General features: G+C 68.7%; 16 protein-coding genes and 1 pseudogene. 5 read left to right on the top strand and 12 right to left on the bottom strand.

Annotation, left to right across the window (positions count from 1 at the left end):
* Nucleotide 1: 1 nt before the first annotated feature.
* The gene (locus ACYVO6_RS10410) at nt 2–1,147 is read right to left on the bottom strand and encodes a Glu/Leu/Phe/Val family dehydrogenase (RefSeq protein WP_461059630.1); all 1,146 of its coding nucleotides are present in this window, start codon (nt 1,145–1,147) and stop codon (nt 2–4) included.
* A 31-nt stretch (nt 1,148–1,178) separates the two neighbouring features.
* The gene (locus tag ACYVO6_RS10405) at nt 1,179–4,076 is read right to left on the bottom strand and encodes an FAD-binding and (Fe-S)-binding domain-containing protein (RefSeq protein ID WP_461059628.1); all 2,898 of its coding nucleotides are present in this window, start codon (nt 4,074–4,076) and stop codon (nt 1,179–1,181) included.
* Between the two features lie 197 nt (nt 4,077–4,273).
* Here ACYVO6_RS10405 and ACYVO6_RS10400 point away from each other — a divergent pair, with 197 nt between their 5' ends.
* Nucleotides 4,274–5,197, top strand: a complete 924-nt coding sequence (locus ACYVO6_RS10400) for a LysR family transcriptional regulator (RefSeq protein WP_461059626.1) — start codon at nt 4,274–4,276, stop codon at nt 5,195–5,197.
* A gap of 64 nt (nt 5,198–5,261) precedes the next feature.
* On the opposite strand, the gene ACYVO6_RS10395 is transcribed toward ACYVO6_RS10400, so the two are convergent.
* The gene (locus ACYVO6_RS10395; RefSeq protein WP_461059624.1) at nt 5,262–6,182 is read right to left on the bottom strand and encodes a LysR family transcriptional regulator; all 921 of its coding nucleotides are present in this window, start codon (nt 6,180–6,182) and stop codon (nt 5,262–5,264) included.
* A 217-nt stretch (nt 6,183–6,399) separates the two neighbouring features.
* Here ACYVO6_RS10395 and ACYVO6_RS10390 point away from each other — a divergent pair, with 217 nt between their 5' ends.
* The 4 genes from ACYVO6_RS10390 (at nt 6,400) to ACYVO6_RS10375 (ending at nt 11,338) form a co-directional block, all read left to right on the top strand.
* Nucleotides 6,400–7,572, top strand: a complete 1,173-nt coding sequence (locus ACYVO6_RS10390) for an NAD(P)/FAD-dependent oxidoreductase (RefSeq protein ID WP_461059622.1) — start codon at nt 6,400–6,402, stop codon at nt 7,570–7,572.
* 22 nt (nt 7,573–7,594) lie between these two features.
* Nucleotides 7,595–9,004 (top strand): 2-oxoadipate dioxygenase/decarboxylase, encoded by a 1,410-nt coding sequence (gene hglS, locus ACYVO6_RS10385; protein ID WP_461059620.1) that lies wholly within the window; start codon nt 7,595–7,597, stop codon nt 9,002–9,004.
* Complete coding sequence (gene amaB, locus ACYVO6_RS10380; RefSeq protein WP_461059618.1) at nt 9,001–10,530, top strand: L-piperidine-6-carboxylate dehydrogenase; 1,530 nt, start codon at nt 9,001–9,003, stop codon at nt 10,528–10,530. Before hglS ends, amaB begins: the two co-directional genes overlap by 4 nt.
* A 145-nt stretch (nt 10,531–10,675) precedes the next feature.
* Nucleotides 10,676–11,338 (top strand): NUDIX domain-containing protein, encoded by a 663-nt coding sequence (locus tag ACYVO6_RS10375; protein ID WP_461059616.1) that lies wholly within the window; start codon nt 10,676–10,678, stop codon nt 11,336–11,338.
* A gap of 14 nt (nt 11,339–11,352) precedes the next feature.
* Here ACYVO6_RS10375 and ACYVO6_RS10370 read toward each other — a convergent pair.
* The 9 genes and pseudogenes from ACYVO6_RS10370 to ACYVO6_RS10330 all read right to left on the bottom strand — a co-directional run.
* Nucleotides 11,353–11,562, bottom strand: a pseudogene (locus ACYVO6_RS10370) (TetR/AcrR family transcriptional regulator); the annotation flags it as partial.
* Nucleotides 11,563–11,638: 76 nt separating this feature from the next.
* On the bottom strand, nt 11,639–13,033 hold the full coding sequence (locus ACYVO6_RS10365; protein ID WP_461059896.1) for a GH39 family glycosyl hydrolase: 1,395 nt from the start codon (nt 13,031–13,033) through the stop codon (nt 11,639–11,641).
* A gap of 103 nt (nt 13,034–13,136) precedes the next feature.
* Complete coding sequence (locus ACYVO6_RS10360) at nt 13,137–13,913, bottom strand: polysaccharide deacetylase family protein (protein WP_461059894.1); 777 nt, start codon at nt 13,911–13,913, stop codon at nt 13,137–13,139.
* Nucleotides 13,914–14,122: 209 nt separating this feature from the next.
* Nucleotides 14,123–15,235 carry a GNAT family N-acetyltransferase gene (locus tag ACYVO6_RS10355; protein WP_461059614.1) on the bottom strand — a complete coding sequence of 371 codons (1,113 nt, stop codon included), beginning with the start codon at nt 15,233–15,235 and terminating at the stop codon, nt 14,123–14,125.
* Nucleotides 15,236–15,238: 3 nt separating this feature from the next.
* Complete coding sequence (locus ACYVO6_RS10350) at nt 15,239–16,294, bottom strand: glycosyltransferase family 2 protein (RefSeq protein WP_461059612.1); 1,056 nt, start codon at nt 16,292–16,294, stop codon at nt 15,239–15,241.
* A gap of 1 nt (nt 16,295) precedes the next feature.
* Nucleotides 16,296–17,549, bottom strand: coding sequence for a lipopolysaccharide biosynthesis protein (locus ACYVO6_RS10345; protein WP_461059610.1), 1,254 nt, complete (start codon nt 17,547–17,549; stop codon nt 16,296–16,298).
* A 123-nt stretch (nt 17,550–17,672) separates the two neighbouring features.
* Nucleotides 17,673–18,092: a hypothetical protein gene (locus ACYVO6_RS10340; protein ID WP_461059608.1), complete on the bottom strand. Its 420-nt coding sequence runs from the start codon at nt 18,090–18,092 to the stop codon at nt 17,673–17,675.
* Nucleotides 18,089–19,783 carry a glycosyltransferase gene (locus ACYVO6_RS10335; RefSeq protein ID WP_461059606.1) on the bottom strand — a complete coding sequence of 565 codons (1,695 nt, stop codon included), beginning with the start codon at nt 19,781–19,783 and terminating at the stop codon, nt 18,089–18,091. Before ACYVO6_RS10335 ends, ACYVO6_RS10340 begins: the two co-directional genes overlap by 4 nt.
* Before the next feature lie 355 nt (nt 19,784–20,138).
* The gene (locus tag ACYVO6_RS10330; protein WP_461059604.1) at nt 20,139–20,861 is read right to left on the bottom strand and encodes a glycosyltransferase family 2 protein; all 723 of its coding nucleotides are present in this window, start codon (nt 20,859–20,861) and stop codon (nt 20,139–20,141) included.
* Nucleotides 20,862–21,358 lie beyond the last annotated feature (497 nt).

The raw sequence follows: 21,358 nt of genomic DNA, 5'->3' as shown, positions 1-21,358 counted from the left end.
CTCAGGAACGAAGCCGCCCCTTGCTCCGCATAGCGGCGCGCACGCGTTCCTCTGCCAGCCCGCGCCCGGCGATGTGCGGCGTGGTGGCGCGGCGCCCGGCTTCTTCGAGGACAGTGACGGCGTTGGCGCGCAGCCGCTGGGAGATCGTTTCGAAGATCGTGGGCGTCTCGGGCCGGAAGCCGGAGTAGCGGGCGTCCATGGCGAAGGCGGCGGCCACGACGCCCCCGGCGTTGGCGACGAAGTCGGGCAGGACAGCGATTCCGCGTTCGGCGAGGACAGCCTGGGCCTGCTCGGAGGTGGGGAGGTTGGCGCCCTCCACCACCAGCTTGGCCTTGATCCGGTGGGCGGTCCTCTCGTCGATGACGTCCTGGAGAGCGGCCGGTACGAGGATGTCGCAGTCGACGGTGAGTTCCCGGCCGGGCTGGATGACGACGCCCTGGGAGTGGCGGGTGACGAAGTCGTCGCCGTACGCGTCGTGGGCCGCCCGCAACGCGGCAACGTCAAGGCCGGTGGGGTCGTGGAGGGCTCCCCGGGCAGTCGACACGGCGACGATGGTGGCGCCGAACTCGGCGAACCGTACGGCGGCGGCACGGCCGACCGCTCCGAACCCCTGAATCGCCACGCGGGCGCCGCTCAGCGGCAGTTGGAGATGTTGGGCGGCGGCGTCCGCGGCTTCGGCGACTCCGTATCCGGTGACTCCGAGCTTGTCATAGGCGACTCCGCCGAGGTGGTCCGGGGTGCCGACCGCCGCACCGCGGTCGCCGAGTTCGTCCTGGATGATGGCCGCGTCGTCCTCGGTCAGGCCCATGTCGAGGCCCATGACGTACTCGCGGGGCACCTCGTTGGCCAGGGCGCGGGCGAAGGCGCGCAGGATCGCCTCCTTGTCGGGGGAAGCGGGGTCCGCGACGATACCGGCCTTGGCGCCGCCGTAGAACAGGTCGACTCCGGCCCACTTCCACGTCATGACACGGGCCAGCCGCGCGATCTCCCCGACGGAGACGTTCGGGCTCATCCGCGTGCCGCCCTTGCCGACACCGCGGGCGGTGTTGTCGATGACCAGGACGCCCTTCATTCCGGTACGTCGATGGGAGACGACGACGATCTTCTCGGGGCCCCAGTCGTCGACGAGGGAGAGTGCGTCAGTCACGGTGCGGGTTCCTTGTCTGGTGAGAAGCGACCTAGCGCTGCGCGCGCAGGGCACGGGCGATCAGCTGGGCGAGGTGGGTACCGCTGCGTTCGGTCTGCTGGGCGATCTGGGTACGGCAGCTGAAGCCGTCGGCCAGGACGACGGTGTCCGGATCGGCCACGCGTACCGCCGGCAGCAGGACCTGCTCACCGGCCGCCACGGACACCTCGTAATGACCGCGCTCGAAGCCGAAGTTGCCCGCCAGTCCGCAACAGCCGGAGTTCAGCACGCTGTTGTCGACGCCCATGGCCTCCAGTAGTGCGCTGTCGGCACTGAAGCCGCTGGTGGCGTGCTGGTGACAGTGGGTCTGGCTGATGGAGCCGGCGTCGATCCGTGGCGGCTGCCAGCCCTCGGTGTGGCGGAGGAGGAGTTCGGCGAGGGTGAGGGTGGACCGGGCGAGGGCCCGCGCGTCGGGATCGCCGTCGAGGAGTTCGGGCAGATCGGTTCTGAGTGCCGCGGTGCAGCTCGGCTCCAGGCCTACGACCGGTACGCCTTCGCGTGTCGCCGGGGCGAGCGCGGTGGCGGTGCGGCGGGCGATACGGCGGGCCATGCCCAGTTGGCCGGTGGTGATCCAGGTCAGCCCGCAGCACTGGGTGCCGTCCGGGACCTGGACCCGGTATCCGGCGTGTTCCAGAACCGCCACGCCAGCCTTGAGGACTTCGGGCGTGAAGTGGTTGTTGAAGGAGTCCACCCAGAGCATGACCGGGCCGCGGTGTCCATCGCCTTCGGGAGTGCGCGTACGGAACCAGGTCAGGAAGGTCCGTTCGGCGAAGCGGGGAACCTCGCGTTCGGCGGCAATGCCGCCCAGCCGCTTGATGACCGGTGCGAGGCGGGACGCGGTGAGCCCGTTGACCAGCCGGGGCGTACGAGCGGCCAGGCGGGACAGCAGGGGCAGCCAGCCCATGGAGTAGTGCGAGGCGGGCCGCAGACGTCGTCGGTAGTGGTGGTGCAGGAATTCGGACTTGTACGTGGCCATGTCGACCTCCACCGGGCAGTCGACGCTGCACCCCTTGCACGACAGACACAGGTCGAGCGCGTCGCGTACCTCGGCGGACCGCCAGCCGTCCGTGATGACCTCGCCCTGGGTCATCTCGTACAGCAGGCGGGCCCGGCCCCGGGTGGAGTCCTTCTCGTCGAGGGTGACGCGGTAGCTGGGGCACATGACATCGCCGCGCGGGGTGGCGCTGCGGCACTTTCCGACGCCGACGCAGCGGCGGGTGGCCTTGGCGAAGTCGCCGTCGTCGGAGTGGAAGGGGAAGACGGTGGTCAGGGGCAGCGAGGTGCGGTGCGGGCTGACCCGAAGATTGCCGTCGAGGGGCAGCGGCTTGACGATCATTCCGGGGTTCAGGCCGTTGTCGGGATCCCAGACGCCCTTGAACTGTTCGAACAGGGCGATGACTTCGGGCCCGTACATCAACGGCAGCAGCTCGGAGCGTGCCTGGCCGTCGCCGTGTTCTCCCGAGAGGGAGCCGCCGTGGGCGGCGACGAGTTGGGCGGCGTCGGTGAGGAAGGCGCGGAAGACGGCGGTGCCGTGCTCGGTGGTGAAGTCGAAGTTGATACGCACGTGCAGGCAGCCCTCGCCGAAGTGCCCGTAGACGGCGCCCTGGAGGTCGTGGCGGTTGAGCAGTTCGGTGAACTGCCGTAGGTAGGCGCCGAGTTGGGCGGGTGGTACAGCGGCGTCCTCCCAGCCGGGCCAGGCTTCTGCCCCGTCGGGGGTACGTGTGGCCAGACCGGCTCCGTCTTCCCGGATCCGCCACAGTTGCCGGGCCCGTACGGGATCGGTGACGACCTCATGGCCGGTGAACCCCATGGTCCGGGCGGCGGCTGCGGTGAACTCCTCAGCCAGCTTGGGGAGTTCACCCTCCTGTCCGCCGAGCTCGGCGAACAGCCACGCCTGTGCGCGCGGCAGGGTGTCGATCGTTTTGCGGGTCTCGGCGCGGGTGACGATGTCGGTCAAGGCCTGGTCGAGCCCTTCCAGCGCCAGTAGTTGGTGCTTGAGGAGGGCGGGTACCGCTTCGGCCGCGGCGCAGGCGTCCTGGTAGCCGAGTACGACCAGCGCCCGGGCGGGAGGAGGAGTTACGAGGCGGACGGTGGCGGAAAGGATGACGGCCAGCGTGCCTTCGCTGCCGACCAGGGCGCGGGCCAGGTTGAACCGCCGCTCCGGCAGCAGGTGTTCGAGCGCGTAGCCGGAGACCTGTCGGGGGAACCGGCCCAACTCGGTGCGCAGGGTTGCCAGGTTGCGCTCGGCCAGCTGGTGCAGGCATGCGATGAGCCGGCCGCGGTCGTCGCCGGCGGCGACGGCTTCGTCGATCTCCGCCTGCGTCATCTCGCCGAGGCGCAGGACGGTCCCGCGATAGGTGACCACCTCGAGTTCCAGTACGTTTTCCGCGGTGCGTCCCCAGGCGACCGAGTGCGAGCCGCACGCGTTGTTGCCGATCATGCCGCCGAGCGTGCAGCGGCTGTGGGTCGAGGGATCCGCGCCGAACAGCAAACCGTGTTCGCCGGCGGCCCGTTGCAGCTCGTCCAGAACGATGCCGGGCTGCACCGTCGCCGTACGCGCGACGGGATCCAGCGCGAGCAGACGGTTGAAGTAGCGGGAGAAGTCCAGCACCACGCCGGAGCCGACAGCCTGCCCCGAGGTGCTCGTACCCGCGCCGCGCGAGGTGATCGGCACGCCCAGGCGGCGGCACACGGCGATCGCGTTGAGCACCTGCCGGCGCTCGCGGGGGAAGACCACGGCCAGCGGAATCCGGCGGTAGTTGGAGGCGTCGGCCGAGTACTGGGCCCGCCGTCCGGCGTCCCCCTGCACCTCACCACAGTCGCCCTGGGCGAGCGCCTCGGTCACGGCCGCCGCGTCGAGACGCTCCGCCCCCTGCACTGTCGCCGTCACTGCGGTATCTCCCTCATGCTCAGGTTGGTTCATGCTCAGATGGTCACGCTCGACCGCGTCCCCGTCACGATCGGCGTACACCTGCCCACCCCACAAGACCCAGCAGCGCGAAAGTAATGACGGTACAGGGCAAGTAATGCTTATGCTGGCGGCAGTCGTCCCGGAGGTCGGCAGCCGGAGGTCGCAGGAGGAATCCGTTGCTCAAGCCGCAGCATCTGCTCACCTTGCGGGCCGTTGTGCGCACCGGCTCGTTCGTCATCACGGCCCGTGATCTCGGCTACACCGCCTCCGCGATCTCGCAGCAGATCTCAGCACTGGAGAAGGAGACGGGGCTGGTTCTCTTCGAGCGGGAGGCGCACGGCATCCGGGCCACCGCGGCTGCCCACCGGCTGGTCGATCTCAGCGTCCCGGTGCTGGCCGCCATGGACGACCTCGGCCACCAGGTGCACGAGCTCGCCGCCGGTGCCACCGGCCGGCTGAGGCTGGGCAGCTTCCCCACCGCCAGCGTCCGGCTCGTACCGGCGGCGCTGTCGGCTCTGACGGCGACCCACCCGCGCGTACAGATCCAGCTCGAGGAGGGCGAGCCGGACGAACTCGTCGACGCGCTGAACGACGGCGATCTCGATGTGGCGCTGGTGTACGAGTACGGGCTCAGCCCCCGTCAGTGGCCGGACGGAATGGCCCGCCATCACCTCGTACGGGAGGACCTCGTCCTGCTCAGGGTTCGTGGCAGTGGCCTGAGTTCGCGCCTCGCCGGGTTGTCGCGGACCCGCTGGATCACCAGTAGGGAAGGAACGGCCGGTGCGCTCTCGCTGACCCGGCTGTGCGCGGCGGCCGGTTTCGAGGCCGCGGTGGCCTTTCGCAGCAACAACTACGACGTCGTACGGGAGTTGGTGTCCGCCGGTCTCGGAGTGGCGATCGTGCCGGGTCTGGGCCACTCGCCCGGCGATTCGGTGGAGGCGACACGGCTTGCGCAACGCTCGGCCTTCCGCCGTGTGATGGCCCTGCACCGCAGCGAGAACAGCAACCCGCTGCTCGGCACAATGATCCGCTCGCTGCGCGGTGCGGTACCGGCAGGGGAGCCTTACGTGCACCCGGCGCAGGACGAACAGCCGGGGTAGGGCCTGGGGCCACTGCGCTGGGCAGCTCCATGGCCCTGTGAGGAGCCAGCTCCCGCTTCGCTGCTCACCCCTTGACCGCACCCGGCGGCAGCCGGTCCGCCGAGGCGCGCAGCACATCGACGAGGGCGGCCACCGTCGGCCGGTGCTCGGCAAAGGAGCGGAACACCACCACAATGTGACGCTCCATCACCTCCTGCAGATCAAGCACATCGATCCGGGACGGGCGCAGCCGCAGCATCAGATCCGTCACCACACTCACCCCGACACCGGCCTCGATCAGGGCGAGGGTGGCGGCCGTGTCCGTCACCTCGTGCAGCACCTGCGGTTCGAAACCGGCCCGGCGGCAGGCGGTGAGCACGGCCCGGCCGTAGTAGCTGCCGATCGACGGCAGGATCCATCCCCGTTCCCTGGTGTCCGCGAGGGAGATCCTCCGCCGCCCCGGCATGGCCCCGGCGGGAACCGCGAGCGAGAAGCGCTCCCGGGACAGCTCCGTCACCCGCAGGGACGGATCGCGCGGAATGGGTACGTCGGGGTAGTCCAGCCCCAGCGCCAGATCCACCGCTCCGCCCGCGACCGCGTCGTACACCTCGTCCACGTCCATGTCCCGGCTGCGCACGGTCACGCCCGGATGCCTCGCGCGTACTCGCTGCAGGGCGGGTGGCAGGATCTCGGCGGCGGCCGTCGCGAAGAGTCCGATCCGCAGCGTCCCGGAGACCTCGTTGCGGGTGCGTTCCAGTGCTTCGACGGCCTCGGCCTCCGTGGTAAGGATGCGCTCGGCGTGCAGGGCCAACGTCGCCCCGGCGTCGGTGAGTTCGACCCGGCGTCCCACCCGCCGCAGCAGCTGCATGCCGGTGGCCTTCTCCAGTGCGGCGATCTGCTGCGAGACCCCGCCGGGGGTGTAGCCCAGGGCCTCCGCGACCGCGGTGATGGTGCCGCGCCTGGTCAGTTCCACCAGCGAACGCAACTGTGCACTCGTCCAGTCCATTCAGTGATCGTAAAAGATCAGAAGCATTAACCGTTGATAGACGTCAACGGTTGGATTGCTGCACGATGACGCACAGCACAGATAACAGATAGCTGCTCCAGATAGCAGATAGCTGCTCGGCACCCACCCCGTACTGACAACCCCCGCCGCCCGCAGGACGGACCGACCGTCCGCGTCCGCTTTCCTCCGGGCGGCTCATGGATGGGAGCGTGGCCCGTTGTCCTCCTCCGCCTTCCGCACCGTTCCAACCTCCGCCGATGTGGTGATCATCGGTGGCGGCGTGATGGGTGCGAGCATCGCGTTCCATCTTGCCGAGGCCGGCGTGCGGAACATCGTCGTCGTCGAGCGCGACGACCTCGGCCGCGGCAGCTCGGGCAAGCCGATCGGCGGCGTACGCGCCCAGTTCTCCGACCCCCTCAACATCGAACTGGGCAACCGCAGTCTGCGCGCCTACCAGGAATTCCCCCACCGGCCCGGCGCCGACATCAAGCTCGACACCGTCGGCTACCTCTTCCTGCTCACCAGCGACCAGCAGGCAGGCGACTTCGAGACCAGCGTCCGCATCCAGAACAGCCTGGGCGTGCCGAGCCGCATGATCGGACCCGACGAGGCGCAGCGCTTGTGTCCCTACATCAGCACCGACGGCCTGGTGGCCGCCGCGTACTCACCCGCCGACGGGCACTGCCGCCCCTCACTGGTCGTCGACGGGTACGCGCAGGCCGCGGCCCGGGCCGGCGTCACCATCGCCGCGCACACCGCGGTCACCGGCATCGACACGGCGGGGGACCGGGTCGTCGGGGTGCGCACCGGCCAGGGCCGCATCGCCTGCGGCTCCGCCATCTGCGCGGCAGGGGCCTGGTCGGCACAGATCGGCGCCATGGTCGGCGTCAACCTTCCGGTCCGGCCCGTGCGACGGCAGCTGGCGTTCACCGCGCCGCTCACACCGCCCGCACCGCGCATCCCGTTCACCATCGACTTCTCGTCGTCGGCCTACTTCCACAACAGCGACGACGGGCTGCTGTTCGGCCTTGCCGACCCCGACGAGAAGGACGGCTTCGACACCACCTGGACCCCGGACTGGCTTGAGCTGTTCCGCACCGTCGTCCGCGACCGGGCCCCCGCGCTGGCCGACATGAGGACCGTCGACGGCTGGGCAGGGCTGTACGAGATCACACCGGACCACAACGCGCTGATCGGCCGCTCCGGCGAGCTGCCCAACTTCCTCTACGCAGCCGGGTTTTCGGGCCATGGCTTCCTCCAGGCGCCCGCCGTCGGGGAGGTCGTACGCGACCTGTACCTGGAACGCGAGCCGTTCACCGACATCTCCCCGCTCAGCGCCGATCGGTTCCGCCACAGCGCCGAGATCCGCCCCGAAGCCCATGTGGTGTGACCCGCGATCGAAAGGCTGAAGCATGTCAACGATCAGTCAGTGGCAGCTGCGAGCCGCGTTCGCGGCACGCCTTTCGCAGATGTACGGCCAGGAGGTTCCCGCCTACACCACGCTCGTGGACGTCTCGCGCGAGGTGAACGAGGACGTCCTGCGCGAGCAGGGGGCCGACGCCGAACGCCTGGGAACCATCAGCCGGGTGACCGCCGAGCGGCACGGCGCCATCAGGGTCGGGACGCCGCAGGAACTGCGACAAGTCGCCCGCATCTTCGGCGCCTTGGGCATGCGCCCCGTCGGCTTCTACGATCTGCGCGAGGCCGCCGCCAGCGCCGTACCCGTCATCTCCACCGCCTTCCGCCCGGTCGACGGCGAGGAGCTGGCCCGTAACCCCTTCCGGGTGTTCACCTCCATGCTCACCCCGGCCGACCCCCGCTTCTTCGACACCGACCTGCGCGCACGCCTGGAAGCCTTCCTCGCCCGCCGCGAACTGTTCCCGCCCGAGCTGCTCACCCTGGCCGACCGCGCGGCGGCAGCTCGCGAACTGCCCGAGGACGAAGCCGAGCGATTCCTCCAACTCGCCGTGCAAGCCTTCGAGTTGTCGCCCGAGCCAGTGGACAAGGCGTGGTACGAGACCCTGGAGCGGATCTCCGCCGTCGCCGCGGACATCGGCGGCGTACGCAGCACCCACATCAACCACCTCACCCCGCGCGTCCTCGACATCGACGAGCTCTACCGCCGTATGACCGACCGCGGCATCGAGATGATCGACACCATCCAGGGCCCGCCGGCCTGGAAGGGCCCCGACGTTCTGCTGCGCCAGACCTCCTTCCGGGCCCTCGCCGAACCCCGCGCGATGCGCACCCCCGACGGGCGCGTCATCAGCGGCGCCCTCCGGGTCCGCTTCGGTGAGGTCGAAGCCCGCGGCATCGCCCTCACCCACGAAGGCCGCACCCTCTACGACGAACTCCTCGGCCACCTCGACGAGCAGGCGTCCCGGAACCCCGCCGAAGCCCGCGGCGACATCGCCCGCGCCCTGTGGGAGCGCCACATGCCCGGCAGCGAACAGGAGCTCGCCGCCGAGGGGTTGGCCTACTTCACGTACCGACTGGCCGACGACCGGCCCCGCGACGGCAGCGGGCCGCCCAACAGCGTCAGCGAGTTGGTGCAGCAGGGCTGGCTGCACGCCGAGCCCATCGTCTACGAGGACTTCCTGCCCCGCTCCGCCGCCGGCATCTTCCAGTCCAACCTCAGCGGCGAGGGCACCCGCGACAACGACCAGGAGGGCACCGCCTACGACGCCGCCTGGCTCTCCGGCGCCGTCGGCCGCGACGTACTGGACCCGTACGCCCTCTACGCCCAGCAGCAGAACGCCTCCCTGGCGCAGGTCAGCGAGCAGCTCGGCCTCAACCCCCCTCTTCCGACAGGAGCATCATGACCAGCACCACCCTGCCCACCACGGACGACCTGCGCGCCCGCGCCCGTACGGCCCTGGACCACATCGGGGCCGCCGTCCCCGAGGGCGGCGACTTCCAGGCCCGTACGCCCATCACCGGCGAGAACCTCTTCGGGCTGACGGCCGCCACCGACGCCGACACCGAAGCGGCGATCGCGGCCAGCCGTACGGCCTTCCTGACCTGGCGCACCACACCGGCCCCGCGCCGCGGTGAACTCGTCCGCCGCCTCGGTGAGCTGCTGCGCGAGCACAAGAGCGACCTGGCCGACCTCGTTACCATCGAGGCGGGCAAGATCCGCTCCGAGGCGCTCGGCGAGATCCAGGAAATGATCGACATCTGCGACTTCGCGGTCGGTCTGTCCCGCCAGCTGTACGGCCGCACGATCGCCTCCGAACGCCCCGGCCACCGCCTCGCCGAGACCTGGCACCCCCTCGGCGTGGTCGGCGTCATCTCCGCCTTCAACTTCCCCGCCGCCGTGTGGTCCTGGAACACCACGGTCGCCCTGGTCTGCGGCGACACCGTGATCTGGAAGCCCTCGGAACTCACCCCGCTGATCTCCCTGGCCTGCGACCACCTGCTCGCCCGGGCCGCCGACGAGGTCGGCGCCCCCAGCGACGTACACCGCCTCCTGCTCGGTGACCGTACGGTCGGCGAACAGCTCGTCGACGACCCCCGCATCGCCCTCGTCAGCGCCACCGGCTCCACCCGCATGGGCCGCGAGGTCGCCCCCCGCGTCGCCGCCCGCTTCGGCCGCAGCCTGCTCGAACTCGGCGGCAACAACGCCACGATCGTCGCCCCGTCCGCCGACCTGGACCTTGCCATCCAGGGCATCGTCTTCGCCGCGGCAGGCACCGCCGGCCAGCGCTGCACGACCCTGCGCCGCCTCATCGTCCACCGCGACATCGCCGACACCCTCATCGAGCGCCTGACCGCCGCCTACCAGAGGCTCCCCATCGGCGACCCGTTCGACGAAACCACCCTGGTCGGCCCGCTCATCACCACCACGGCCCTCGACGCCATGGCGAACGCCCTGACCCGCGTCCAGTCCCAGGGCGGCAAGATCCTGGCCGGCGGCAACCGACGCCTGACCGAGACCGCACCCGCGGCCGCCTACACCGAGCCGGTCCTGGTCCGCGTCGACGAACAGACCGACGTCGTACGGGAGGAGACCTTCGCCCCGATCCTGTACGTCATGACGTACGACACCCTCGACGAGGCGATCGCGCTCCACAACGACGTTCCCCAGGGGCTGTCGTCCAGTATCTTCACCCGTGACCAGCAGGAAGCGGAGATCTTTCTGTCGGCCGCCGGGTCCGACTGCGGTATCGCCAACGTCAATATCGGGACCTCTGGAGCGGAGATCGGCGGGGCGTTCGGGGGCGAGAAGGACACCGGGGGTGGGCGCGAGTCCGGGTCCGACGCGTGGAAGTCGTATATGCGGTCGGCCACGAACACGATCAACTACTCCACCGAGCTGGCGCTTGCGCAGGGGGTCAGCTTCCTCTGACCGGGACCGGACCGATCTCGGCGAGTCGCCGGTGGGCTGGACGGCCATCCCGCCCACCGGCTGTGCGCACATCGGCCGCGAGGGAAGTGATAGAAGCAAACATGACCAACTCGCATGTCCTTCTCCACCGCCGGAACGGTGCCCGATGACCGCCGGCATCGACACCCCGGACCGCCGCGGCCGCACCGGACTCGACCGGACCGGCCGCGACCTCACCGGCAATCCCCGCGTCAAGGTCCGGGACGTGAAACTGCTGTCCAGCCACTGGTACATCGAACGCACCACGACCTTCGACTTCCAGCACGCCGACGGCACCTGGACCACCCAGGAGCGCGAGACCCACGACCGCGGCAACGGCGCCACGATGCTCCTGTACGACTCCGAACGCGAAACCGTCCTGCTCACCCGGCAGTTCCGCTTCCCGATCTACGTCAACAGTCACCCCGACGGCATGCTGATCGAAACCCCGGGCGGCTTGCTCGACGACGATGACGAGCACCCCGAGATCGCCGTACGACGCGAGGTCGTGGAGGAGACCGGGCACACCATCGGCGACGTCCAGCACGTCTTCGACGTCTACATGAGCCCCGGCTCGGTCACCGAACGCGTCAGCTTCTACGCCGCCGCCTACGGCCCCGCGACCCATACCCACGAGGGCGGCGGCCTGGACGAGGAGGGCGAGGACATCGAGATCCTCGAACTGCCCTTCCGCCGGGCCCTGGAGATGATCCGCACCGGGGAGATCGCCGACGCGAAGACGATCATGCTGCTGCAGTGGGCGGCACTGGAGGGACCGTTCGCGCGCTGAGAGCCTCCGCGTCGTCACCCCGCTTCGACGAACTGGTCGAGCAGTGCGTCCAGCCCCGCCGCCGGCCCCTCCGGCCCACCGCGTTCGGCGAGCGCGGCAGCGGTCTCCCGGAGCCGGGGCAGTTCCTGCGACGGCATACGGTGCAGGCCGAGCCGGAACGCCGGCTCCTGCTCGTCCGGATTGTCGACCATGGGCTGCAACTCCACGGACACGTAACCGAGTAAGGGAGTGACGTTCAAATGCGCGATGAATTTACATTCTCCGGGGGCCATTCCCCATGATGCGGCGCCGCCGGGCTTCTCAGACACTGTCCAACCACAGCACCTCATAGGCGTCCATGTCGAAGGTCCGGCCCTCGATCTCGACCTGAAGAGCCCGGTCCTCGGTGTTGACAACAAGGGTCGTCTCAGTGTCTGCGAGTATGCGCACGGTCGACGCGTCGTCGGGTGTCACATCGACCGAGCGGTACGCCGTACCGGGTGGGAACTCCGCATGGAACCGTCGTACGAGGTCCAGCATGGGGAGCGTGTCGCCGCCGGTCCTGTCGGCGAACTCGGTGCTACGCCACAGGCATCCGGCGCACCGCTCGCCCCGGCGCTGAGGGTTCCAATAGAAGCCGGTGGTGGCGCCACCCCTCACCGCGGCGATCATTCCGGCGGCTTGCACAGCCGTGCGGTGCGGCTCGCTCCAGCGGTCGCCGTTGGGTTCGACGTGGTACTCGGCCCACCACAGGGGCAGGTCGGTGCGTTCCTGAACCCATTGACCGACGGCGGTGAACTTGTCCGTGGCCCGGAACTCATTGGGCGGTGTTGCGTCGTGGTGGGTGTAGCTGGAGCCGTCCACGACAACGAAGTCGGCTCCGGACTTGTGCTCGTTCCAGTAGTCGAAGGCGTCGAGCACGCGTTGATCGACGCTGCCCCACGGGCCCTTGAGGCCGGAGGCGTGCGTCGTACTGCCGGGCTCGAAGCTGTCCATGTTCAGATACGGCCCGCCCACCAGGTTGTCTTTGTTCACTGTCTTCAGGGCCTGACGAACCTGGTTGTAGAGCTGGGTATAGCCCTCGTAGTTCCAGCGCTGCTTCGAGTCGTCGAAGAAACCCTTGAACTCGTTCCAGACGATGAAGTGCCGTACGTCTGGATAACGTCGGGCGACGGTGGCCGCGAGGGTGGCGAAGTCGTCGTAGTGCTCAGGGCTCGGTGCCGTCTCCAGGGACGGCCGGGACCAGTCCGTGCGGCCCGACGTGCCGCCCTTCATCCAGTCCGGCGCGCAGCACAGCGTGATGACGGGCGTGCCGCCGGTCGCTCGGATGAGGTCCATACGGCTGTCCAGGGTGGCGAAATCGTATCGGCCCGGCGAGGGCTCGGGGTTGTCGGCGCCCCAGCCCATGATGTGCTGGTTCTGGGGCAGCGATTCGGCGGAGAGAGCCTTTCGTGCCCTTTCCGTGGCGGCGGGGTCTCCCACGTCGGCGCTGTATTGGGTGTGGGTGAGGCCCCAGCCGAGCGAGGGTTCCGGCGTTCCGTCAACTGGGGCGGGCGTGCCGTGCACCTTGTCGCCCCGGGCCGGGCCCGACGTGCCCCCGCCGAGGCCAAGAGGGCCGGTCCATAGGGAGACGATGAACGCGAGCGCGGCGGTGACCACTGCGAGAGAGACGATCCGCCACCGACGCGACCCTCGATCCCCCGCGGGGCGTTCCAGCAGCGAGCGCCCTGGAGGGGCCCGGCGCGACCTCTTCGGCTTCCCGCGCCCGCCCCAGGTGCTGCGGTGCCGACCATTGGGCGAAGCCCATTCCTTCGTGGTGTCAGGCACGGGTTCGTGCCGCCTTTCGCATCAGCTGACGGGATCCGCGGACCAGTGCGTACCCCTTCGTCAGTGCCCGGTCCGCGGCGAAGGTGCGACCGATGGCCCGTCCTTCGACCAGTCGCGCGAACTCCTTGAGTCCCGTGCGACGCCGCACGGTCACTCGCCGCAGAGCAAAAGGGCCCTGACGGGGACTGGCCAGAGTGTTGCCCACCGCCACCGACTGGGCGAAGCCGGCCATTCGCACCTCCTGCCGCACCCGGCGGTCGCAGTAGCCGTACGGGTAGGCGAAGGAAAAGGGCGGAGAGCCGGTCTGCTCGGCGATGACTTCTTGGCAGCGTGCCACCTCGTAGCGCAACTCGCTGTCGGGTAGCTGGTCCAGCTGTGGGTGGCTGTGGCTGTGTCCGCCGATCTCCGCACCCGCCGCTGCGAGTTCGCGCACCTCTTCCCAGCCGAGCATGGTGTCCAGCGCTGCGCCGTGGATCTCGTGCGGGCCGCGAAGCCAGCCAGTGGTGACGAACACCGTCGCTGCGAAGCCGAGTTCGCGGAGGACGGGCAGGGCGTAGCGATGCACTCCTCGGTACCCGTCGTCGAAGGTGATCAGCACGGGGTCCTGCGGCAGGGGCGGCCCTCCGCGCCAGGCGGCCGCCAGTCGGGCCGTGGTCAGCGGTGTGAATCCGCGTTCTGCGAGCAGCCGCATCTGGCCCGCGAACGCCTCCGGCGAGACGGACAGGGCGCGGATCGACGAGGCTGGTTCGTGCGCGACCGCGTGGTACATCAGGATGGGTACGGGGCGTGTCACCTGAGGCTCCCTCGCAACAGTGATTCAAGGATTCGGGCAGTTTTCTTGAACATGTGCGGAAGGCTCTTCCACTCTTTTAGAGCCACCAACGGAAACGAACTGGTTGGCTTGACCTGCAGCGGCGGATGTGCGGGTGTTCCGGCCGTGGGAAATATGGCGTGGCGAACCTTGGTGTTGCTGTGGCATTACGTTGCTTTCTGCCGCTCGCGGAGTTTCCCAACGCCCTTCAAGAGCCGGTCGGCACGCCCGAACAGTTCCGGTCGCGAGACGATGGTGTTGCGCAGGACCCGTACCGGAGCGCGACGCGCCCGATGGGCGAGGGCGACTGGATGCCGACGGGTCACCCAGCCTTCGGACACACTGAGTTCACGCGTCTTGAGGGAGTGCTTGTACTCTTTGTCGCCACGCCCCAGATCCAGGTACGCAATTCCGTCCGCTGCCGCAGCCTCCGCCATGTGCAGATGGAGGATCAGGCCCGGCGAGAACTTCGAGAACGCAGGGTCGTACGCCGGGAACCAGCAGGCCAGCACAGACTCGGAGCGCAGCCCGAAGTGCGCGGCGATCGGCCTGCCGTCCGCGTAGAGCACCGACAGGATCCCCGCGAACGGCTCGGAGTGGGTGTGGAACAGCTGGTGCACGAGCTGGCTGATCCAGGGGTGCGCGAACCGGTCACTGCGACCGGTCCTGCGGTACTGCGCCGACTTCCACTCCATCAGCGTGCGCAGTGCTGCGGGGTCGCGCTCATCGTGCACATAGTGCACGTCGGCGTACTCCCGCCCGAGCTTGCGTTCCTTGGCGAGTGTGGTCCGCGTGAACTTCGGTGACTGGGTGCGCAACCGGGCCAGGTAGGCCTCCCAGCCCTCCTCCACGTCGATCACGGGCGAGGGGAAGCTGCCCGTGGCCGACTGCTCGAACGGCTGCTGCCCCGACGCGAGATGGTCGAACTCCCAGACGGCGAGGCCGCAGGCCGCCAGCAACTCGTGCGCATCCCACTGGAAACCGGGCCCGTGCACGAGACCCTGGCAGTCGGACAGGCCGAGGCCGATCGCGCGGCCGGCCCCGGCGGGGGTGCGCTGGTACGGAAAGAACGCCATTGGCTCGCCGCATGGACTCTCTTCCCGAATCACGGCGACACGCACCCCGCGCCTGCAGTGGCCGACTGCCAGGGTGAACTCGGGGGAGAGAAAGGGATTCGCCATTTGGGGCCGGTCACGAAGATGTGCCTCCGACTGCATCGTCGTCCAAGCTGTCCGGGTGGCGGCGGTCAGCTCGTCGGGTCGGTACACGCTGACGTCCATGATTCACATCCTTCTCTGTGCTGCCTTGGCTGGGAGGCCCGTGTTCTGGCCCGTGCCTGCCGGGGACGGCACTTCCGCGACCCGGAAGAGGGAGTCGTTTCTGCGGGCTTGGAACGCGCCGACTGCGTATCCCGTTGCTGCGGTCACCACTCCGGTCACGATCGCTCCCGCGCGGCCCGCGCCTCCCCGGCGCCCCAGCAGCGCGTCGCGTAGCCCGCGCGCCACCCCGGCGGGGAGTACCCGCGTGGTGTAGCGGCGTTCGGACTCCAGGCCCTTGCCCACGCCTACGCGGCGGGTGACCAGGGCTTTCGACAGGCCCTCGGCGTAGGTACGGCTACGGAAGTAGTCGAAGCGTTCCCGGGCGGCGGGGACCTTGTGGTGAATGACCGCGCGATGCTCGATGAGTAGCACCGCGTCCGGCCTGGCCCGGGTCAGCCGGATGCAGAACTCGGTTTCCTCGCAGCCCAGCGGGTGCTTGTCGCCGTCGCGGCCGATGCCGATGGCGAAGCCGCCGGCCTCGTCGAAGGCCGTTCGACGGAAGGAGGAGTTTCCACCCAGTACGTTACGGACCGGCGCCCGTCCTTCCGGAAGACCCTTGTATGCGCAGCCGACGACCCAGTCGAACTCTGCGGGAAACCAGGCGGGACGGTGTCCGGAGGCCCACCGCGGGACCGTGTGGCCGCCCACCCCCATCACCAGCGGATCGGCGTACGCCGACGCCATGTGCCGCAGCCAGTCTCGTTCTGCCACTGCGTCATCGTCGAGGAAGGCGACGACCGTGCCGTGGGACGCCGCGATCCCCGTGTTACGGCCCGCGGACAGACCCTGGGGGCCCGTGTTGGCAAGGACCCGGACCGCCGGTCCGGGGCCCTTGAGGTCGTCGTACTGCCTGTACTCGTTTCCGAGCCGGTCGAGCAGTGCCGGATTGTGGTCGACGACCAGCAGCGTCTCCAGGGCTGGCAAGGACTGCTCTCGTACCGAGTCCACGGCAGCGAGGATGTCCTCCCACCGGTCCTCGGTATACACGCAGATCACCACGGAGATATCGGTACGGGGCACGTCACTTCTCCTTTTCTCTCGCGGCCTGGGGCAGCCACCGCGACCGCCGGACCAGCAGGTAGAGGGCGAGCAGACACTGGGCTGCGAGCCAGGCGACGCCTCCTCCGGTCAGACCCAGGACCGGCAGCAGGACCGAGGACAGGCCCAGCACCAGGACGCACAGGGCCAGTTGCACCCCGACCACCAGGCGCAGTTTCCGGCGCATGCGTGCCACGTCGACGGCCAGACTCACGAGGAGGTTCGGCAGCGCCGACAGGGCCAGCAGCCGCAACAGAGTGGTTCCGTGCTCCGCGTACTCCGGACCGAAGAAGGCGAGGAATGCCGGCGCGACGACGATGATGGCGGCGGCGCCCGCGGCCATCAGCAGCGCCGAGTGGCGCAGCACTCGGAGCGCGTGCTGCGCCAACTGTCTGGGAGCATGCGCCGCCTCGACGATCAGGGAACTACCCATGTTGGTCGCGAGCAGGTAGGGAACGTAGCCGACGATCCAGGCGAGCGAGTAATAGGCACTCTGTTCAGGTCCCAGGGTGTTCAGCACCACAAGGGGCAGCAGGCTGTACGCAGCCATCCGGAACAGTGAGCCGGCATAGTCCGCGGTCGCGTATCCGACCAGGCGGGGTGGGCGTGCCGCCTCCGGGGCTTCCGTCTCGTGGCGGGGCACCGCACGCCGCAGCAGAAACGCGTTGGCCACGAGGAGGGCCACCACCAGAGCTCCGGCCCAGGAGATCAGGATGCCCGCGAAGAGCGTCAGGGCGGCACCCACGGCCAGCAGGAGGATTTTCACCACCGCGAAGATCATGTTCTCTGCCACCACCCAGCCCGGGTGCCGCAGACCGGTCAGAGCGCCGTCCTGGAGGGCGAAAATGGCGTAGGCCGCCGTGTATGCCACGAAGAACATGCCGGTGACCGGGCTGAGGAGAAAGTCCAGGCGGGGGTTGATCGTCGGCACCAGCAGAAGGAATCCCACGGAGACCAGCACGCTGCACAAAACGCTGGCCAGGTAGCAGACGAGCACCAGGTGGCGGGTGTGGCGCCCGGCGGACGGCACAAAGCGCACCAGGAAGTCGGAGAGGTTGAGCTGTCCGATGGTCGAGAGCAGCGTGGCGGCAGAGATGGTGGCGTAGTTGAGGCCCACTGTCCTGTCGTCGTACCAGTGGGTGGCGAACACCCAGAAGACAGCTCCCAGTACGGCATTGACGATGGAGCTCATGGCAAGCAGATGGCCGTTGCGCAGTAGCGGCTCGCGGGGCAGCACCGCGGATACCCTCGCCCGGACCGCTGCTGTGAAGGGGCGCCCGGCGGCGCACGCGGAGGGGGCGGTCGCCGTTTCTGCCGTTCGTGTCGGCGGAGATGCGTGTCGTGCGTGCACGACTACTCCTCAATCCCTGTCGCTGTCGTCGTGGCCGAGGCGCGGACGACTTGAGGGGACCGGCATGAATCGCTTGATACCTCGAGGGTGGGGGAGAGCCGAGGCCAGTGCCGCGACCGATGTGAGGCCCGCAAGGACCAGCAGGAACCGTACGGGGGTGAATGCGTGGCCCAGGAAAAGCGCCTCCGCCACAAGCGTCGAGATGGCCAGACTGATGGCTCCGGTGACGACGGCGGCCTCCAGGATGCCCGCCCGCCCGGCCTCAGGGGCCAGGACTCGGCCGGTGCACAGCAGCAGGGCAGCCAGTCCCGGGCAGACGAGGAGGAAGGCGGCAACTATCACCACCCGTACCGCGGATGACTCCGGGAGCGCGGTCGCGGCAAGGGCGATCCACCCGGAAACGACAATCCCCCATCGCAGCCGGATCATCCCGGCCTCCCTTCCCGCGGTGGGGCAAACCGGTACACGACTGAGTCATCGTTGCGGTAAACCACAGTGAAGTCAGTTGCCTCCGCCAGGGCGGATTCCAGTCGCCCTACGAAGCTGGCGGGCAGCTCATTGCTCAGGCGCAGGTCCGCGGTTTGCGCGCGGTTGAGGAGGACGTATGCCGGTTTGTTCCCCGCTCTCCCGACGAGCGGCTCCAGGCCGGCCAGCGGATCCCTCAGCAGGAGCCGTTTCGTGCTCGGACTCTCCTCGGTGATCTCAGCGCGTTCGTGCCGGTCGTAGTGCGTCTCGAGGCCGGGGGCGGCGAAGGTGACCGAAATGATCATCGACCCGGTCGGTGTCCTGGTGGTCGCGAACCGGGTGGCAGCGACCTCATCGGAGGAGAAGCGGTTCATCGCCTCCTTGCTGTAATAGCCGAACACCAGGCTCCCGATCATGGCCAGCAACAAGACATAGATGCCAAGCATCCGGGCGGGCAGGCGGCGTCCCCCGGACGGCAACAGCAGCGCGGTGACAAGAAGGGCGGCGGCGGGCAGCGCGAACATGTAGGCCCGGAAGACCATTTCCCCTCCGTAAGCGTTCACCATCACCAACGGAAAGGGGAACAGCATGAGCCACGGCAGGGGAGTGCGCCGAGTCCAGCCGCGTGCCGCGAGGCCGGTGACGGCCAGCAGAAGCACGCTCCCCGACAGCCCTCGCTCGATCCAGGACACCATGACCTGGCTCGGCGCTGCCTCGGCGAGCCTGCTCACACCGGACCAGATGTTGGCCTCGGGCTGTGTGAGTGCGTCGAGGAAGCTGTGGAGGTTCCCCGATACGTACGGCCTCGCCACGGTCGCGTCCCAGGCCATGGTGAGCACGACCGCCCCGCCCAGTGCCGGCAGCGTCACCCGCCTGTTGCGCCGTGGCAGCGAGAGCAGCAGCAGGGCGCTGATCAACATCAGGGGGGTGAGCTGGTGGGAGCAGACGATGGCGGCTTCGATCACCAGTACCAGGGTCAATTGGCCCACGGGCCGGCCCTCACGTGGCGCTCGCGTGCCTGGCGATCCGGATGAGGGTAGTTGCCTCACAACAAGAGCGACCACGCTCGCGAACAGAAGGAAGGTGAAGGCCTGGGGTGAGAAGTAGTCCTGCCCCACCCAGGAACAGGAGTAGTAGATCCAGACGGCTCCCCAGATCAGTCGCCGGTTGGAGGTGATCGACCGGTAGATCAGCAGGAGCGGGCCGAGCAGCACTACGTTGGCGAGCAGTTGGGCCCAGACCGCGTATCCCACGGCTGACTCCAGGCCAGTGGCCCGGAGGAGCGACGCGTTGAGCTCGAAGAATCCCGGCCACTGGTTATAGATGGCGAAGCCGCCGGCGTTTGGTACCTCGCCGTTGTGCCGGACCATCGCGTCGATGACGGCCACGTGCTTCCACGCCCATGAGTAACGCAGCTCTTGATATAGCAGCGGAGGGGTCGCGTGGAGGACCGCGACCAGGGCGAGCACGTATGCCGCGAAGCATCCGTGAGGAGTCCGCCGATCACCCGCCGCGACACAGAAGCCAAGGGTGAGCAGGGCCAGCGCCACCCAGAAGAGCACAGGCAGGACCTGCAGCAGCCCGAGGTCACCCATCCGGTCCAGGCGCACACCGCGGAGCGACAGCAGCCACGCGGCGACCGAAGCGGGCAGCATGCCGAGTGCGGTGAGGGTGCCGGGGCCCAGCCGTCGCCACCGGGACCAGCCGGGCGAAGGGGGCTCGGGAGCCGGACCGGGTGGCGCGTGCGGCGAGGTGCTGTGTCCGGAGTGCGAGGGCGCAGCGTAAGCCCCAGCCAACGCAGTTCCGAGGGCTGCGCGAGGATGCCATCCGTTCACCGATGACTCCGGCGGAGCGCCTTGACTGACGTAGTGGAGGCGACTCATCGGCCCCACCGATATTCCGTGGGCGGCGGCGGTGGCTGCACCGGATCGTCCGGCAGGACCGGTGCGCGGCAGCTCGGCAGCACAGGGCGCAGCCAACTACGAGACCAGAACAGGCAGTTGGCGGAGCTCACGCGGTGCTCCGCCGGGCAGGTGCCGACTGTGCGCCGGGCCGCTCGGAGAGCAGCGTATGCAGCACCCGCCGACCGTCGGATATAGCGTGCAGATTCGAACGACCGCTGCGGCGAGGCAGTTCAAGGCTGGGCACTTCGGTGATGCGAAGACCGGAGCGCAGCGCGTGCGCGATCATCTCGGTCTCGATCTCGAATCCCGAGGAGTGCAGGTCGAGGTCCTCCAGGAAGCTGCGGCGGAAGGCGCAGAATCCGTAGCAAAGGTCGGTCAGTGAGGCGTGGTACAGGTGATTCACGGCGGCCAGCAGAACCTGATTGCCCAGGCGCCTGATGGGTGTGATGTCGAGTGAGCCGCCGCCGGCCATGAATCGTGAGCCCTTCACAAAGTCGTAGCCGTTGTCCAGGAAATGCAGGAAGTGCGGGATCTCCCCGGGCAGCATGCTGCCGTCCGCGTCGATCATCACGATGTAGTCGCAGGTCGCGGCAAGGAAGCCGGTGCGCAGGGCGTTGCCCTTGCCCGGGCCGCTCTGCTCGACGTGGCGGACGGTGGGCAGGCAGTGCTGCGCCATGTGCACCGTGGCGTCTCTGGAGTCGCCGTCGACCAGGATGACCTCGTCGACGCAGTCCGGGATCTGTTCGAAGACCCAGGGGATGTTGAGCGCCTCATTTCGGGCGGGTACAACGAGGCTCACGGTGGCGCGACGTGACATGACTCTGGACATGTTGAACTCCTCACGAAATCGAGAGGGTTTCCGAATCGGTGGGGTGTCGAATTCGTTGGCACGACTTTCCACGAGGAGAGCAGGCGAAAGGTAGCCCCGTAATCTCGTGGCTTGACATTCTCCCCCTTGCCTGTTCCTCTCTGAAATCCTCGGAATCCGCCACCCGCCATGCCCGTTCAGGCAGGCGCGCCGGAGCCTGTGCCTTGCCGAACCCCCTGGTCGACGTGCTGCGCTGGTGCTCGGTGGGCCGCAGGTTGATGCATGTCAGGAGGGCGGTGGTTGTGCAGGTTCTCGTGGGGAGCGGGACAGGGAATCAGCGGGCGAGAGGTGAGCGGTGATGGGGCAGGGCGATTGCAAAGTCTGATGATCTTGGGTGGGTGCTGGTCAGCTGAGTCCGAGGAGGGCCAGTGGCCGCTCGAAGGGGCGGAGGGGCATTTCGCGGAGTCCGGCGGCGATGTTGGTGTGGCCGACGGTGCGGAATGGACCACCTCGAGCGG

The sequence above is a fragment of the Streptomyces pseudoechinosporeus genome, from assembly GCF_054783935.1.
Note: the sequence above shows the minus strand (reverse complement) of the source record. Positions and strands in the feature narration are given on the sequence as shown.